The 15,609-nt window shown below is 62.9% G+C and carries 13 protein-coding genes; 6 read left to right on the top strand and 7 right to left on the bottom strand.

The window, feature by feature from the left end; genetic code table 11:
- Positions 1–804: 804 nt before the first annotated feature.
- On the top strand, positions 805–2,973 hold the full coding sequence (locus ACVOMB_RS11275) for a TonB-dependent siderophore receptor (protein ID WP_481531257.1): 2,169 nt from the start codon (positions 805–807) through the stop codon (positions 2,971–2,973).
- 145 nt (positions 2,974–3,118) lie between these two features.
- On the opposite strand, the gene ACVOMB_RS11270 is transcribed toward ACVOMB_RS11275, so the two are convergent.
- The 7 genes from ACVOMB_RS11270 to ACVOMB_RS11240 all read right to left on the bottom strand — a co-directional run bounded on the left by ACVOMB_RS11270 (position 3,119) and on the right by ACVOMB_RS11240 (position 10,962).
- A complete protein-coding gene (locus ACVOMB_RS11270) occupies positions 3,119–3,856 on the bottom strand; it encodes a copper homeostasis protein CutC (protein WP_481531256.1) in 738 nt (245 codons plus the stop codon).
- Positions 3,853–4,860 (bottom strand): glycosylasparaginase, encoded by a 1,008-nt coding sequence (locus tag ACVOMB_RS11265; protein ID WP_481531255.1) that lies wholly within the window; start codon positions 4,858–4,860, stop codon positions 3,853–3,855. The genes ACVOMB_RS11270 and ACVOMB_RS11265 overlap by 4 nt, the downstream gene beginning before the upstream one ends.
- Positions 4,861–4,883: 23 nt before the next feature.
- Positions 4,884–5,930, bottom strand: a complete 1,047-nt coding sequence (locus ACVOMB_RS11260) for a glucokinase (protein WP_481531254.1) — start codon at positions 5,928–5,930, stop codon at positions 4,884–4,886.
- Between the two features lie 89 nt (positions 5,931–6,019).
- On the bottom strand, positions 6,020–6,406 hold the full coding sequence (gene crcB / locus ACVOMB_RS11255; protein WP_481531253.1) for a fluoride efflux transporter CrcB: 387 nt from the start codon (positions 6,404–6,406) through the stop codon (positions 6,020–6,022).
- Positions 6,407–6,442: 36 nt separating this feature from the next.
- Positions 6,443–7,738, bottom strand: coding sequence for a replication-associated recombination protein A (locus tag ACVOMB_RS11250; protein WP_481531252.1), 1,296 nt, complete (start codon positions 7,736–7,738; stop codon positions 6,443–6,445).
- 125 nt (positions 7,739–7,863) lie between these two features.
- Positions 7,864–8,502, bottom strand: coding sequence for an outer membrane lipoprotein periplasmic chaperone LolA (gene lolA, locus ACVOMB_RS11245; protein ID WP_481531251.1), 639 nt, complete (start codon positions 8,500–8,502; stop codon positions 7,864–7,866).
- A 93-nt stretch (positions 8,503–8,595) separates the two neighbouring features.
- Complete coding sequence (locus tag ACVOMB_RS11240) at positions 8,596–10,962, bottom strand: DNA translocase FtsK (RefSeq protein ID WP_481531250.1); 2,367 nt, start codon at positions 10,960–10,962, stop codon at positions 8,596–8,598.
- A gap of 289 nt (positions 10,963–11,251) precedes the next feature.
- Between ACVOMB_RS11240 and trxB the strand changes: the two genes are divergently transcribed.
- From trxB to infA, 5 genes are all read left to right on the top strand, one after another.
- Positions 11,252–12,220: a thioredoxin-disulfide reductase gene (trxB, locus tag ACVOMB_RS11235; RefSeq protein ID WP_282270462.1), complete on the top strand. Its 969-nt coding sequence runs from the start codon at positions 11,252–11,254 to the stop codon at positions 12,218–12,220.
- A 23-nt stretch (positions 12,221–12,243) separates the two neighbouring features.
- Positions 12,244–13,137 carry a metallophosphoesterase gene (locus ACVOMB_RS11230; protein ID WP_481531249.1) on the top strand — a complete coding sequence of 298 codons (894 nt, stop codon included), beginning with the start codon at positions 12,244–12,246 and terminating at the stop codon, positions 13,135–13,137.
- On the top strand, positions 13,134–14,276 hold the full coding sequence (locus ACVOMB_RS11225) for a GNAT family N-acetyltransferase (RefSeq protein WP_481531248.1): 1,143 nt from the start codon (positions 13,134–13,136) through the stop codon (positions 14,274–14,276). Before ACVOMB_RS11230 ends, ACVOMB_RS11225 begins: the two co-directional genes overlap by 4 nt.
- Positions 14,273–15,007 carry a leucyl/phenylalanyl-tRNA--protein transferase gene (gene aat, locus ACVOMB_RS11220; protein ID WP_481531247.1) on the top strand — a complete coding sequence of 245 codons (735 nt, stop codon included), beginning with the start codon at positions 14,273–14,275 and terminating at the stop codon, positions 15,005–15,007. Before ACVOMB_RS11225 ends, aat begins: the two co-directional genes overlap by 4 nt.
- 98 nt (positions 15,008–15,105) lie before the next feature.
- Complete coding sequence (gene infA / locus ACVOMB_RS11215; RefSeq protein WP_005409596.1) at positions 15,106–15,324, top strand: translation initiation factor IF-1; 219 nt, start codon at positions 15,106–15,108, stop codon at positions 15,322–15,324.
- Positions 15,325–15,609: the final 285 nt, after the last annotated feature.

The following is a 15,609-nucleotide window of genomic DNA, read 5'->3' as shown; positions in this document are numbered from 1 at the left end:
TGGAACTCTGCTTGGGGAGGCGGCATTGTTGATTCCCGAGTCGGCCGGAGAAATAGGACAGGGCCTATAACGCAGGCATTTTCTGCAGCAACAACGGCTTGATTCCTGACTGCGCAAAAATATTTGATGTGGTACAGCTCGGACTGGAGCGAAGAAGGCAGCGCAGGCTGAAGCAACAGCTGAAGTCGCGTATTGCGACGGCCGCAGATCCGATGGCAGGACTGAACTCACGCAGTACACGTGACTGCGTTGAAATGCAGGAACGGCTTTTTCTCAGTAAGAATCGTCAGCCCGCCACAGTGGCTTTTGCACCGCAACTCCTGTTTCGCTGTGTGCTCGTTCGGACTCACCGGTATTGGCGGCGCCACGCATCACACGCCAGCGCATCTCCGGTCGTCATCACACAACAGTGCTGCATGGTCGGTATTGGTTGCTCACCAACCTGTGCTGCGAAGTGATCCGGGATGAGATCAGCACCATTCCTGGTTGGCGCGTTACCGGGCCTGCGAGCGCCCTGCCCCGCCCTGTTCTGGCCGAATCCGAGCGATCCGCAACGGGAACCGCCAATTTTAGTGACGAGTCACTTTACTTAAGCCGGATGCTGATCGAGGACTATCGCGAAGGCTGCCGTCACCAACGCAGACACTCGATATGTCGCTCCATCGCCTCGTTTACGAAGCTGCCCCGTCACCTTTGTGAAATATTGCTATTGCGACGCATTCGCAATAACATCACTGCCGTGCTACTGCTGGCAGGCCGCCGTCGCCCTGCTCCTTATGTGCGTCTCCTGCCAAGGCCATCTCCTTGTTGCCTCGTCTTCCGCGCGTGCGTTTGCCGCGTCATTCCGTTCCGTACGTCCACCTCACCGCCGTCTGTCTCACCGCTGCCTGCCTGAACGCGCAGGCGCAAACGGCAGAGCCCGTCCCCGCCGCCCAAGCTGCCAAGGAGGCAACCGAGCTCGACACCGTTAGGGTCAAGGGCGAGCGCCTGGGCTTGAACCTCAATCTGGACGCCAGTGCCGGCGCGCTGGGCACCAAGCGGCTACTGGACACCCCTTTTTCAGTAACCGTGGTGGAGCAGGAAGATATTGAAAAGCGCGGCGCCACCACGCTGGGCGATGTCTTCATCAATGACCCGTCGGTGTACGCGGCCGAGCCTTCGGCTACCACCGCCTGGTGGGGCACGCAGATCCGTGGCATAGGCGTCAGCAGCCACTATGTGGATGGCGTCCCGATGCTGATGAAATGGGGCGGCGAGTATCCGCTCGAAGCCGTCGAATCAGTGCAGGCATTGAAGGGACTCGGCGGCTTCATGTACGGTTTTGGCTCGCCCGGCGGCATCATCAGCTATCGGACCAAGCGGCCTACCAATGCTCCGATGCTTTCAACCACGGTTGGCTGGCGCAACGACAGCGCCTGGTCCGCTCGCGTGGACGCCAGCACCCGTTTGAACGGGCCAGATTCATTCGGCGTCCGCGTCAATCTGGCCAAGAACGGTGGCGATGCCTACAACGGCGCAGGACTGGATCGCGAGGTCATTGCGATTGCGCTGGAACAACCGATCGGCGAATCGCTGGTATGGCATGCCGAACTGCTGCGTGAGGACAACAAGCTCAAGCATGAGCCGATGTACTTCTACTGGGACAGCTACCAAGGTGATCGCCTGCCCCGCCCCAGCTACGACTACGAGAACGCTCGCGTACGTAATTCCTACTACCGCGCGAAAACCTCCAATGCCACCACTGGCCTGCAATGGCGTGTGAGCGAGGATTGGAACGTGGACTTCACCGTGGGCGGCAGCCGGCGCGAACACTACTCCAACAAGATGTTCGGTACCCTGCTCAATGAGGCCGGTGATTACGAGGGTAGTGTCTACAACTTTGCCGCTGATCTGCGTAGCAGCGTTGCCCAGGTGCTGGTCACCGGCAGCGTCGAAACCGGTGCGATCCAGCATGAGCTGGTGCTTGGCGGGGCGGTGCAGCGCAGTTGGGACCGTTGGAGCAATGATTTTTACTGGAGCAATGACTTCTCGGGCAATCTTTACCAGCGGCAGGATTTCATTTCCCATCACGTTCCGGATTTCAGTTTTGCGGCGGTGAGCTCGGATGAGCGGCAGAAGTCGGTGTTCGCCAGCGATACCCTGCACTTCGGCGAAAAATGGCGGGCGATACTCGGCGCACGCTATGTCAATTACGAACAGCGCGACAAAGATGGCGACCCGAACGTGGATTCGCGCTATGCCACCTCGGCACTGACGCCTACACTTGCCTTGATCTACAAGCCGGTGGACGCGGTGTCGATCTACGGCAGCTACGTGGAGTCGCTGGAACCGGCGGGCCGGGTTGGCTTTGACAGCGAGCCGCCATACGCCAATGCCGGCCAGGTATTGGACGCCACCATCAGCAAACAGTACGAGATCGGCGCCAAATACCAGAGCGGCAGGTTGGGCTTCACCACCGCCGTTTTCCGGGTAGAACGCAGCGCGCAAATCGACCAATGGCGTGATGGCCAGCGCTACCTGGTGCAGGACGGTCTCACCCTGTACCGTGGCTTTGAAGCAACCGCCAGCTACGGTGTAACCGACAGCCTGGATATCGGCCTGGGCGCTTTGTGGTTGGACGCCAGCCTGGAAGATCTCTCGCCGGAGAATGTCGCGTTGCGCGGCAATCGCCCAGCAGGCTCGTCGCCGCGGAGTTACGTTGGCAATTTCGAGTACCGCCCTGCCCTGCTGAGCGGCTTCAGCCTGCACGGGACGGTCCGCTATTCCGGCGAACAGTATTACGAAGATGCCAACCGGATCCTCATTCCCGGGCGCACGATCACGGACCTCGGCTTCCAGTACCGCACCTCCCTTGCAGGTCGCGACGCGACGCTGACCGGCAACCTCAACAATGTGTTCAATCGCAAATACTGGAACCTGGACATGCTTGGCGAGGCTCGCAACGCATCCTTGGATCTGCGCATCGATTGGTAAGCAAAGACGGCGATGCCCACGTTTCCCTGGGCATCGCGCTCCGCCGGAACTCATATGAAGTGCCGGCCACAAAGGTTCTATAGGCGGTTACTCGTTGATTAAAGTGATTCGACACTTTAATCCATGAGCATCAAAGAGCGCTGCGTCAGCCCAGCTGATCCAGGGCCTCGCGCAAAGCGCTGACTGCGCTGCTTTCAGTTTGAATCCAATCGTTGTCCAAGCCCTTCAATGCGGGGTTCTGATAACGCATGGCGGACCGCTGCCATCCCTTGGCCGAAGCATGCAGTTGCAGGCAACCCGTCTTCAAGGCGACGTCGGCGATGTTCTGGACATTGAGTCCAGCGCCTGCCATCAAGGCCAGGCGCGCATCTGCTTGTTTCGCCAGGTTGGCCAGCATTGCGCTGCCTTCGGCGGCACTGGCTTGGCCGCCGGAGCTGAGGATCCGTTTGATACCGAGATCTGCAATCTGCTCCAGCGCCGTTGGCAAGTCGTGGGCGGCATCAAAAGCGCGATGAAACGTGATGTCCATTGGTCCGGCCGCGCTGATCAGCTCACGGCATAGCGGCGTGTCGATCTCAGCACCCGCGGTCAGCGCACCAATCACCACGCCATCGCAGCCCAGCTGCCGGCAATGCGCGATATCGCGCAGCATAAGTTCCGTTTCCAAAGCGCCGTAATGGAAATCACCAGGACGCGGCCGTATCAATACGAACAACGGAATTTGCAGGTAGTCCCGCGCCACCGCAATACTGCCCGAGGAAGGCGTGGTGCCGCCTTGCTCCAGATTCTCGAACAGTTCGACGCGATTCGCCCCACCCTGTTGCGCGGCCACGGCCGACATCGCCGAATTGCAGGCAATCTCCAGCAGGTAGCGCGAGCTCATGCCTGCGTGCTCGTGTACACCGAAGCGGAATCAAGCAGCGCATCCTGCTTGCTGCTGTCGCACACCGCGTAGACGAAGCCTTTATGCAGCGCATACGCGCCCACTTCGCCACGGCGGTTCATCGCCAGGAAGCAGACCTGCAAGGTTCGACTGGCTTCGGGGCGTTTACGGACCACGCGCTGGATGGCTTCGCGGCAGGCTTCGGCCGGAGAACGCCCTTGCCGCATCAGTTCAACCACCAGAAACGAGGCTGCATTGCGCATCATTTCTTCGCCCATACCGGATGCGGTAGCGGCCCCGACTTCATTGTCCACGTACAGACCAGCGCCAATGATCGGGCTGTCGCCAACACGCCCATGCATCTTGAACGCCATGCCGCTGGTGGTGCAGGCACCGGCCATCTGCCCGCTGGCGTCGATGGCGATCATGCCGAGTGTGTCGTGGTTGTCCTTGTCGCCAGGAATGCCACGGCGCTCAGCGTTGATCTGCGGCGCGTAGTGCTCGGTTTTCAGCCATTCGCGCCAGGCTTTTTCTGCTTCCGGAGTGAGCAGATTCTGACGTTCGAAGCCCTGTTGCACAGCGAACTGTTGCGCGCCCTCGCCCACCAGCATGACGTGCGGGGTCTTTTCCATTACCGCGCGGGCGACGGAGATCGGATGCAGGATATCGACCAACGCCGCCACCGATCCGCAACGGCCATCGCCGGCCATGATGCTGGCATCCAGGCTGAGCACGCCATCACGATCAGGGTTGCCGCAGCGGCCGACGGTGGGATTGCAGAGCTCGCTTTCCGCCCAGCGGGCGCCGGCTTCCACCGCATCCAAAGCACTGCCGCCAGCGGCCAGCACCTTCCACGCCGCCTGGTTTGCGCCGACGCCAAAGTCCCAGGTTGAAACCACGCGCGCACCGCTGGCAGCTAGCGGCGATGCCAGCAGGCCTGGCGCCGCGCTGCCAAATGCGCCAATCAAGCCGGACGACTGCAGGAACTGTCTGCGGGTACTCATGACTGGCTTCTCCTGGGCTGTGCTTAGCGTGCGGTGAGTTTGTCGACGTGCCAGGCCAAGGCACCCAGCACGCCAAGTTCGCCGTGTTCAACGCGCCAGACCGGCACGTGCCGCAGCGCTTGCGATAGCCGGTCCTTGGCAAGGAAACGTTGCTGGAAGCCGCCCGCGTGCAAAAACCCACTTATATGGCCGGTGATGCCACCGGTCAGATAGATCGCGCGTGCACCAAAGGTCAGTGCCAGGTCGCCGGCCAGGCTGCCCAGCCACGCGCAGAATACGTCCACGCTTTCTGTCGCCAATGCATCGTTGCCGGTGCGTGCGGCAGCAACCAGTTCGGCTGGCGATTGCCATTGCGGGACGCTGCCGCGCAACTCGCATAAACAGGTGTAGAGCGTGATCAAGCCCGGACCAGACAGGATCCGTTCGTTGTCGATATGCGTGTATCGCTGCGACAGCAGGCGCAATACATCCTGCTCCAGTGCGTTGGAGCCAGCCAAGGCCGCGTGCCCTGCTTCGCTGGGCAGCACCGAAGGGTTTCCACCCGGCAGGTATACCGCCACGCCCAAACCGGTTCCTGGGCCAAGCACCACGGCCGGGCCAGGCGCTACCTGCTCGGGGTCACCGCAGATCAGGTGCAGCGAATCGGCCTCGGCATGTGCCATCGCCTGGGCGACGGCGACGAAGTCGTTGATCAGCTCCAGCGTTTGCATGCCCGACTCATGGCGGGTCGCCGCCAGCGATACCGGCCAGGCCAGATTGGTATTGAGCAGCGTGTCGCCGTCACCATCAAGGACGCCGGCGATGGCAACAACAGCGTGCGCGATCGGCGGTGCATCGGTTTCGCGGCCCAGCCAGTCGGCATAGTCACGCAGGATCGCTGCGAGACTGGGGTGCTCGGCGCAGGTGTATTTGCGGAAACCGTGGACGCTCAGCGCGCCGCTGGCCTGCAGCCGGGTCCAGCCCAGGCGCGCATAGGTGCCCCCCACATCCGCGCCGATGATGGCGCTCCCCGATTCAGAATCATGGATTGCATCGCTGCGGGCCGCGTCATCCGACGCTGGTCTGCTCATTCGTGTGCCCGCTTTTGCTGCATATCCAGAAAACGCTCAATTTGTGGTGGGCGCATGATGCGGTATCGACTGCAGCATTGAAAGCGGACTCAAGTCAGGTGCCGCAACGCACGCCAGGTCCACCAACCCAGGGCGGTCATCGACAGTGAGCCGCCCAGATGCAGGCCAATGGTGACCAGTCCCCAGCCCAGCTGTTGGCGCTGCAGCAGGTAGACAACTTCGGCGGAGAAGGTGGAAAACGTGGTCAAACCGCCCAGCAGCCCGGTCACCACGAACAGTCGCCATTGCGGTGACAGCTCGGGCCGGGTGGCGAAGAAAGCCAGGGCAACGCCGATAACGTAGCCACCGAGCAGATTGGCGGTCAGCGTCCCCAGCGGCACCGTGTTGTGCAGCGGGTTCAGCCACAGGCTCAGCCCGTAGCGCAGCCAGGCACCGAGTGCCGCGCCAACGCCGATGGCCAGGAAGGAAAGCCACATGGGTTCAAGCTCCGGGCACGGGTTGGCGGATGGCAGTCATTTGCGTTGCGCGCGGGCCTGTTCACGGGCGGTGCGCAGGCGATCAAGCTTGTCTTTCAACTTGATCTCCAGGCCCCGTTCCACCGGCTTGTAATAGACCTGCTCACCCATCTCATCCGGGAACGCGGTCTGGTCCAGTGCGATGCCGCCTTCAACGTCATGGTCGTATTGATAGCCCTGCCCGTAACCCAGCGTCTTCATCAAACGGGTGGGTGCGTTGCGCAGGTGCATCGGCACCGGCTGTGTGCCGTACTTGGCGATATCGGCACGAGCCGCATGCAAGGACATGTAGGCGGCGTTGGATTTGGCGGTACTGGCCAGATACACCACCAGATTGGACAGGGCGATATCACCTTCTGGCGCGCCGATGCGGTCGTAGGCGTTCCAGACATTGATCGCCATTTCCAGCGCACGCGGATCAGCAAGACCCACGTCTTCCACCGCCATGATGGTCAGTCGGCGCAGCAGATAGGACGGATCGCAGCCACCATCGAGCATGCGCGCCAGCCAGTAGATGGCGCCGTCCGGGTTGGAGCTGCGTACCGACTTGTGCAGCGCCGAGATCTGGTCGTAGAACTGCTCGCCATTCTTGTCGAAGCGGCGGGTGCGGTCGGCCAGCACCTGCAGCAGGGTTTCCGGGGTGATTTCACCGCCCTCGCCCGCTGCCAGCTCGGCGGCGATTTCCAGCAACGTCAGGGCACGGCGCACGTCGCCATCAGCGGCACGAGCGATTTCCAGCAGTGACTCGGCCGAGACCGTGATGTCCTGCTCGCCCAGCCCGCGCTCTTTGTCGTTGAGTGCGCGCTGCAGCGCTTCCACCACGTCTTCGGGCGACACCGATTCCAGCACGTGCACGCGGCAGCGCGACAGCAGTGCCGAGTTCAGTTCGAACGAGGGATTTTCGGTGGTGGCGCCGACAAAAATAATCGTGCCGCGCTCGATATGTGGCAGGAACGCATCCTGCTGTGCCTTGTTGAACCGGTGCACTTCGTCGACGAACAACACGGTGCGACGGCCGTCGGCGAAGCGATGCGCGGCTTCGGCCAGCACCTGGCGTACATCCGGCAGACCGGACAGCACCGCCGAAATCGCCTTGAACTCGGCATCGGCGTATTGCGCCAGCAACAAGGCCAAGGTGGTCTTGCCGCAGCCCGGCGGGCCCCACAGGATCATCGAGTGCACGCGCCCGGATTCAACCGCGCGGCGCAGCGCTGTGTTGGGCGCCAGCAAGCGCTTCTGCCCGACCATCTCGTCCAACGCTTGCGGGCGCATGCGCTCGGCGAGCGGACGCATATTGTCCCGGTCCGCTGTCAGCAGGTCGGCGGGAGCTTCATCAAGAAAGATATTTCGGGATCTGGCCACGCCTGCATTCTAGCAGCGTGGCCGCCCTGCCCTGGTCTCAAAAACCGGGTCTGGGTTCAGCGTTCGCCGACCACGTCGACGTCCTTGCCCGGTACGAAACGGAAGGTGCCAGCAGCAAAACTCGGGTTCTTCTTCCAGCCGGTGAAGGTGATGATGGTGCGCTGGCCTACCGCGTCCGTCAGTTCCATCCGCGACAGAGCACCGCCGGAGAAGCCCAGCGCGGCAACATCAAAGCTGGCCTGGGTATCGCGCTTTGGGGTGAGCGAGAGCCACTGCATGCCGTCGCGCGGCGCGGCTTCTTCACTGATGTCGTACTGTTGCTCCAGCAGCGCCGGGTTGATCAGCGCGGTGAGCGGATTGTTCTGCTCCTCGGTGCCCTGCGGGCTGACGCGGGCCTGTTCCAGGTCCGGCTCGTAGACCCACAGCTTGCTACCGTCAGCGATGATCAGCTGCGGATGCGGACGGGTGTATTCCCAGCGGAACTGACGCGGTGCCGACAGCGCCACGCGGCCGCTGGACGATTCCTTGACCCGGCCGCGCTGATCCACCACCTGCTGCGCGAACTGGCCATCAAGGCCGCGCAGCCCGCTGGTGAAGGACTTCAGATCGTCGCGGGCGCCGGCATGCGCATCCGCGGCAAGGCCGGCACAAGCCAAGGCAACAGCAAAAACGGAGTGGCGCAGAAATGCAGTCATGGTGGCTTGAGGTAGTGGTATCGGTGGTGAGGCAGAGTCTGCCTCTTTCAAACTGAATGGGCGGCAATCAATCACTGAATGCCGCCTTTCCGTTCAGTGCTTGGGCGGTGGTGGAGCCAGCACGGTGCGGTCGCCGTTGTGTTCCGGCGAGCTCACCACGCCGGCGGCTTCCATCGCCTCGATCAGCCGTGCGGCGCGGTTGTAGCCAATCTTCAAACGGCGCTGCACGCCGGAGATGGACGCGCGGCGGGTTTCAGTGACGATGCGCAGCGCTTCGTCGTACAGCGGGTCGGATTCATCGCCACCGCCGCCGCTGCTTTCCGGCAGGCCATTGGCACCAACCACGATGCCATCGCCCATGGTCTGCACTTCGTCCAGCACGCCTGAGATGTAGTCAGTGGGGCCGCTGGCCTTAAGGTGCTCAACCACGCGGTGCACTTCTTCATCCGAGACGAAGGCGCCGTGTACGCGGTCCGGCATGGCCGTGCCCGGCGGCAGGTACAGCATGTCGCCGTTACCCAGCAGCGCCTCAGCGCCGGACTGGTCAAGGATGGTGCGCGAATCGATCTTGGAGCTCACCTGGAAGGCGATGCGGGTGGGGATATTGGCCTTGATCAGACCGGTGATCACGTCCACCGACGGGCGCTGGGTGGCCAGGATCAAATGGATACCGGCAGCACGTGCCTTCTGTGCCAGACGTGCGATCAGCTCTTCGACCTTCTTACCGACGATCATCATCATGTCGGCGAATTCGTCGATGAAGATGACGATGAACGGCAGCGGTTCCAGCGGACGTGGCGCCTCACCCATTTCGGGGTTGGGCTTGAACAGCGGATCCATCAGCGGCTGGCCGGCGTCGATGGCGTCCTTCACCTTCTTGTTGAAGCCGGCCAGGTTGCGCACGCCGACCGCGCTCATCAGCTTGTAGCGGCGCTCCATTTCAGCCACGCACCAACGCAGGCCGTTGCCGGCCTCCTTCATGTCGGTGACCACCGGTGCCAGCAGATGCGGGATGCCCTGGTAGACGCTGAGCTCCAGCATCTTCGGGTCGATCATCAGCATGCGCAGGTCTTTCGGGCTGGCCTTGTACAGCAGGCTCAGCACCATCGCGTTGACCGCAACGGACTTACCCGAACCGGTGGTACCGGCCACCAGCAAATGCGGCATGCGCGCCAGATCGGCCACGGTCGGGCGGCCAGCGATGTCCTTGCCCAGGGCAAGCGTCAGCGGACTGGTCGACTTGTCGTACTCCTTGGAGCGCAGCAGCTCGGACAGGAAGATCATCTCGCGGGTGACGTTGGGGATTTCCAGGCCGATCACCGACTTGCCCGGAATCACGTCGACCACACGCACCGACTTGACCGACAGGCCGCGCGCGATGTCCTTGTCCAGCGAACTGATCTGGCTGACCTTGATGCCCGGTGCCGGCTCGATTTCGAAACGGGTGATCACCGGGCCCGGATAGGCGCCGACGACCTGTGCATCGATGCGGAAATCCTTGAGCTTGAATTCGATCTGCCGCGACAGGGTTTCCAGGGTCTGCTCGTCGTAGCCCTTGGCCTGCGGTTTCGGGTCATCCAGCAGGGCCAGCGGCGGGATGTCCGAGCCATCGCCATTGACGCCCTGGAACATCGGAATCTGCGTCTCGCGCTTGGCGCGGTCGCTCTTCTCGATCACCGGTGCCGGGCGCGGCTCGATCTTCACCGGCTCGCGCTTGGCGCGCACCTCGGCGTCGACCTTGCGCACTTCCTCGCGCTCTTCGCGCAGCACGCGGGTCTGCTGCCACTCGTTGGCCTGTTCTTTCTTCTTGTTGAGCAACGGGCCCAAGGCCAGCACCCACTTGCCGATCTTCTCCATCACCGCGAACCACGACAGGCCGGTGGCCAGGGTGATCGAGGTCAGCAACAGCACCAGCAGGAACAGATTGCTGCCGACCGGCCCAAAACCGGTCTGCAACGACTTGCCGACCAGCACGCCGAGGCCGCCACCGGCTCGGGCTACGTCGCCTGGCGGCAGACGCAGGTACAGGAAACCGGTAGCACCAATCAGGAAGCCGACAATGCCGACCAGACGCAGGGCCGGGCCCAGGTCATCCTGGCCGCGCTCATCGGTCTTGTTCAGGCCGAACATGGCGATCCATGCGACCGCAGCCAGCATCACCGGGATCAGATAGGCCACGTAGCCGAATAGCTGGCGCAGCACATCGGCAATCCACGCGCCGACCCTGCCGCCCATGTTGTGCACGGGCGCAACCACCGAGCCCGACTGCGACCAGCCCGGATCGGTAGGCGAATACGTGAACAGACTGGCCAGCAGGTACAGCAGCGCCGGCGCGATCGCGATCAACGCCAGATCACGCCACAGCTTTTGACGACGCGGATTGTCTGCTGCAGCCGCCGACTTGCGCGCATCAGCGGCAGCCTTGGGGCTCTTGTCGCGTTCCGGGACCTGTTTCGCCACCTTTGACCAGACCTTAAAAATGCACGGTTAGTGATTGATATTAAACGACAGATCGTCGGGTTTCACCCAATTACAGCGCAGTGCGGTACGGCTGACAGACAGAAAACGTCAAAAAGCCGCCAGACAGCGGCGGCGGCAATGCGGGAAACAGCAGAGTTGTATGCAACGGGCCGCGCAGTTCCATTCACGTGCCTTGATTCACCGAGGTCGGACCGCCACTCTATTGGCTTGCCCGGACAGTTGCGGAATGCCGCGTTCGGGCCACCAATCCTGACTTTCGCGAGTATACATGAGCACTTCCAGCCTCCCGACCAAGCACTCCCGCCTGTTGATCCTCGGCTCTGGCCCCGCCGGCTGGACCTCTGCCGTCTATGGCGCGCGCGCAAACCTGAAGCCGCTGGTCGTCACCGGCCTGCAGCAGGGCGGCCAGCTGATGACCACCACCGAGGTCGACAACTGGCCGGGCGATGCCCACGGCTTGATGGGCCCGGACCTGATGGCGCGCATGCAGGCGCATGCCGAGCGCTTCGAAACCGAAGTGGTGTTTGACCACATCCATACCGCCGACCTGTCCAAGCGCCCGTTCACCCTGACCGGTGACAGCGCCCAGTACACCGCCGATGCGCTGATCATCGCCACCGGCGCCACCGCCAAGTACCTGGGCATTCCATCCGAGGAAGCCTTCAAGGGCCGCGGCGTGTCCGCCTGCGCCACCTGTGATGGGTTCTTCTACCGCGACCAGGACGTGGTCGTGGTCGGCGGCGGCAACACCGCTGTCGAAGAAGCGCTGTACCTGTCCAACATCGCTCGCAAGGTCTACCTGGTCCACCGCCGCGACACGCTGAAGGCGGAAAAGATCATGCAGGACAAGCTGTTCGCCAAGGTCGCCGCCGGCAAGATCGAGACCGTGTGGCACCATCAGGTCGACGAAGTGCTGGGCAATGACGCCGGCGTCACCGGCGTGCGCGTCAAGTCCACCCTGGACGGCAGCACACGCGATATCGAAGCCCACGGCTTCTTCGTCGCCATCGGCCACCAGCCCAATACCGAACTGTTCACCGGCCAGCTGGCGATGAACAACGGCTACCTGGAAATCCGCTCCGGCCTGGGCGGCAACGCCACCATGACCTCGGTCGAAGGCGTGTTCGCCGCTGGTGACGTCGCCGACCAGCACTACCGTCAGGCCATCACCTCGGCCGGCTTCGGTTGCATGGCGGCGCTGGACGCCGAGCGCTTCCTGGACGAAAAGGGCGCCTGAGCGCCCCACCCCACCAGCCTGCCATGGACAAGCTGATGCTCAAGCAGCTGCTGTTCCATGGCAGCTGGCTGGTGTTCCCCGTCATCGCCTGGCTGCTGTGGCGCTGGCGCAAACAGCAGCACCGCGCAGTAATCGTGGTGCTGTTGCTCGGCTGTGGCGTGTTCATCTGGGCACGCTTCATCGAGCCGCAGATGATCGTGATCAGGCACACCACGCTGGAAGGCACTGGCACCGCTTCCCGTATCGCCCTGGTCAGTGACATCCACCTGGGTGTCTACAAGGATCGGCGCTTCCTTGAGCGACTGGTCGAACGCATCAACGATCAGGATGTCCATGCGGTGGCGATCGCCGGCGATCTGACCTACGAGCCGCAAGGTCTTTCGCTGCAGGAGCTGTTCGCGCCGCTGGCAGACCTGCGTGCGCCTGCGTTTGTGGTGCTCGGCAACCACGACCAGCAACAGCCCGGCCCAGACATCGACAAACCCTTGCGCGCTGCACTCGCCGCGCACGGTGTGCATGTCATCGAAGGGCGTTTGCTCAGGGACGCCTATGGCGTGGATTGGGCCGGCCTCGGAGATCGCTGGGCAGGCCGGGATGACGCGCGCTTCCTGCTAGGGGGCGAGACACTGCGCGGCCCCACCATCATTCTCGCCCATAACCCCGACAGTGCCATGCAGGTATGCGCTGGCAATGTGGCCGTTGTGCTCGCCGGGCATACGCATGGCGGACAGATCCGCATCCCCTGGCTGTATCGCAAGGTCATCCCGAGCGCTTATGGCTTCGATCGCGGCGAGCAGGTGATGCAGGGCGCTTGCGGTCCGATACGTGTTTTCACCACGAGTGGTGTTGGAGAGATCGGGCTGCCATTGCGACTGTTCAACCCACCCGTCATCGACGTATTGACGTTGGAACCATGAACTTGCCTTTGCAACTGCGCGTCCTGCACGGTCTTGCAGCGCTGCCCGCCGCGCAGTGGGATGGCCTGCACGACGGCAGCAATCCCTTCATCAGTCACACCTTCCTCAGCGGACTGGAGCAGCATGGCTGCCTGCGCCCGGAATGGGGCTGGCAGGCCCAACATCTGACATTGTGGTGCGACGACGAGCTTGTCGCTGCCGCCCCCGGCTATCTGAAGCAGAACTCACACGGCGAGTTCGTGTTCGATCATGCCTGGGCGAATGCTTATGCCCGCCACGGCCTGGAGTACTTTCCAAAGTGGCTGTGCGGCGTGCCCTATTCGCCGGTCACCGGGCCACGTCTGCTGGCTCGCAACGAAGCGGATCGTCGTGCGCTGATTGAGGCCATCGTCAGCCATGTGCAGGACAACGACTTGTCTTCGGCGCATATCAATTTTCACCTGACCGATGAGAATCCGCTGTTCGGCGCACAGTGGCTGCAACGCGATGATGTGCAGTTTCAATGGCAGCGCCAGCCGGACTGGAAGAGCTTCGATGACTTCCTCGGCGCGATGGACCACAAGCGCCGCAAGAACATCCGCCAGGAGCGCGCCAAGGTTGCGCGTGCAGGTATCGGTTTCGTCGTGCGCCATGGCGATGAAGCCAGCGCGGACGAGCTGCGCGCCATGCACGGTTTCTATCTGCAGACCTTTGCCGAATACGGCAACGCACCGGCGCTGACCCTGGCCTTTCTGCGCCACATGGCCGAACAGATGCCGCGCCAACTGGTGCTGTTCATGGCACTGCAGGATGACGAACCGATTGCAGGCGCCCTGTGCCTGCGTGGTGCCGATACGCTGTACGGGCGCTACTGGGGCGGCGCCACCCTGCCCGGCCTGCACTTCGAAACCTGCTATTACCAAGGCATCGAGTACTGCCTGCGCGAAGGCCTGCAACGCTTCGAGCCTGGCGCGCAGGGTGAGCACAAACTGGCGCGCGGCTTCCTTCCAACCCAGGTCCGCAGCCATCATTGGCTTGCACACCCGCAGTTCCGCAAGGCCGTGCGCGATTGGTGCGGCAAAGAGCGCGAGGATGTCGCGACTTACTCGGCTGACCTGTTGCGCCATTCGCCCTTCAAGCAGGAAGATCCATCGCAATGAGCAACAAAGGCCCGTTTCTGCTGGATAGCGCCAGCGATGCGCCGTTCCCGCCTGCCGAGTTGGCCTTGCTGGAGCCTGATGGCCTGCTGGCAATTGGTGGCGACCTGAGCCCGGTGCGCCTGCTCAATGCCTATGCCGGAGGCATCTTCCCGTGGTTTTCCGAAGGCCAGCCGCTGCTGTGGTGGTCGCCGGACCCGCGCATGGTGTTCCGCACCGATCAGGTCCACCTGTCCTCGCGCTTCCGCCGCGGCTTGCGCAGCAACACCTGGACGGTACGTGCCGACACCGCGTTTTCCGAGGTCATGCAGGCTTGCGCCTTGGCCCCGCGTCCCGGCCAGGATGGCACCTGGATTACCGCCGACATGCACCAGGCCTATGTCGCCCTGCACCAGCTCGGCTACGCGCATTCGGTGGAAGTGATGGACGGCGAAGAGCTTGTTGGCGGCATCTACGGCGTCGCCATCGGCCGGATGTTCTTTGGCGAGAGCATGTTCAGTAGCCGCAGCGGCGGCTCGAAGGTGGCGCTCGCAGCCTTGGCCGGCACCCTGGCCGAGTGGGGTTGGCCCTTGATGGATGCACAGGTGGAGAACCCGCACCTGCTGCGGATGGGCGCCGAGCACCTGCCCCGCACAGTGTTTCTGGAAAGCGTGCGCCAACTGGTCCAGCAACCCAGCGACGCTGGCAGTTGGACGCGCAGATTTGGCGAACTGGCGGCCTCGGCATTGGCCTGAATGCAGGTGCTTAACGCAAACTTTGCATCCTTGCTCGCGACAGCGTAAAATTCCCGCCCTTAGGCCCAAGGGCCGTCCGCAGAACCGCACAGGACTACATGTCGAAAGACGACTCCATCGAGTTCGAAGGCACCGTCAGCGAGACGTTGCCGAACACCACGTTCCGCGTTCGCTTGGAAAATGGGCATGAAATCATTGCTCATATTTCCGGTCGCATGCGCAAGAACTACATCCGCATCTTGACTGGCGATCGCGTCAAGGTTGAGATGACGCCGTACGACCTGACCAAGGGCCGTATTACCTACCGCATGAAGTAATGCGGTAAGTCGAGCGTTAGCAGAAAGCCAGCCTTTGCGCTGGCTTTTTCGCGTGGCCGCAGATTTCCATGTAGTGCCGAGCCATGCTCGGCAGGAGCGTTCCCGGCAATGCCCCTGTAGTGCCGAGCCATGCTCGGCAGAGGCCTTACCGGCAATGCCCCTGTAGTGGGGGGGGGGGGGGGGGGGGGGGGGGGGGGGGGGGGGGGGGGGGGGGGGGGGGGGGGGGGGGCGGGGGCGGGGGGGGGGGGGGGGGGCGGCCCGCCCCGCCCCAGCGCCCGCGCGGGG

The sequence above is a fragment of the Stenotrophomonas sp. STEN018 genome (genome assembly GCF_056760235.1).
The sequence above is the reverse complement of the archived record's forward strand: the minus strand, read 5'-3'. Positions and strand labels throughout refer to the sequence as shown.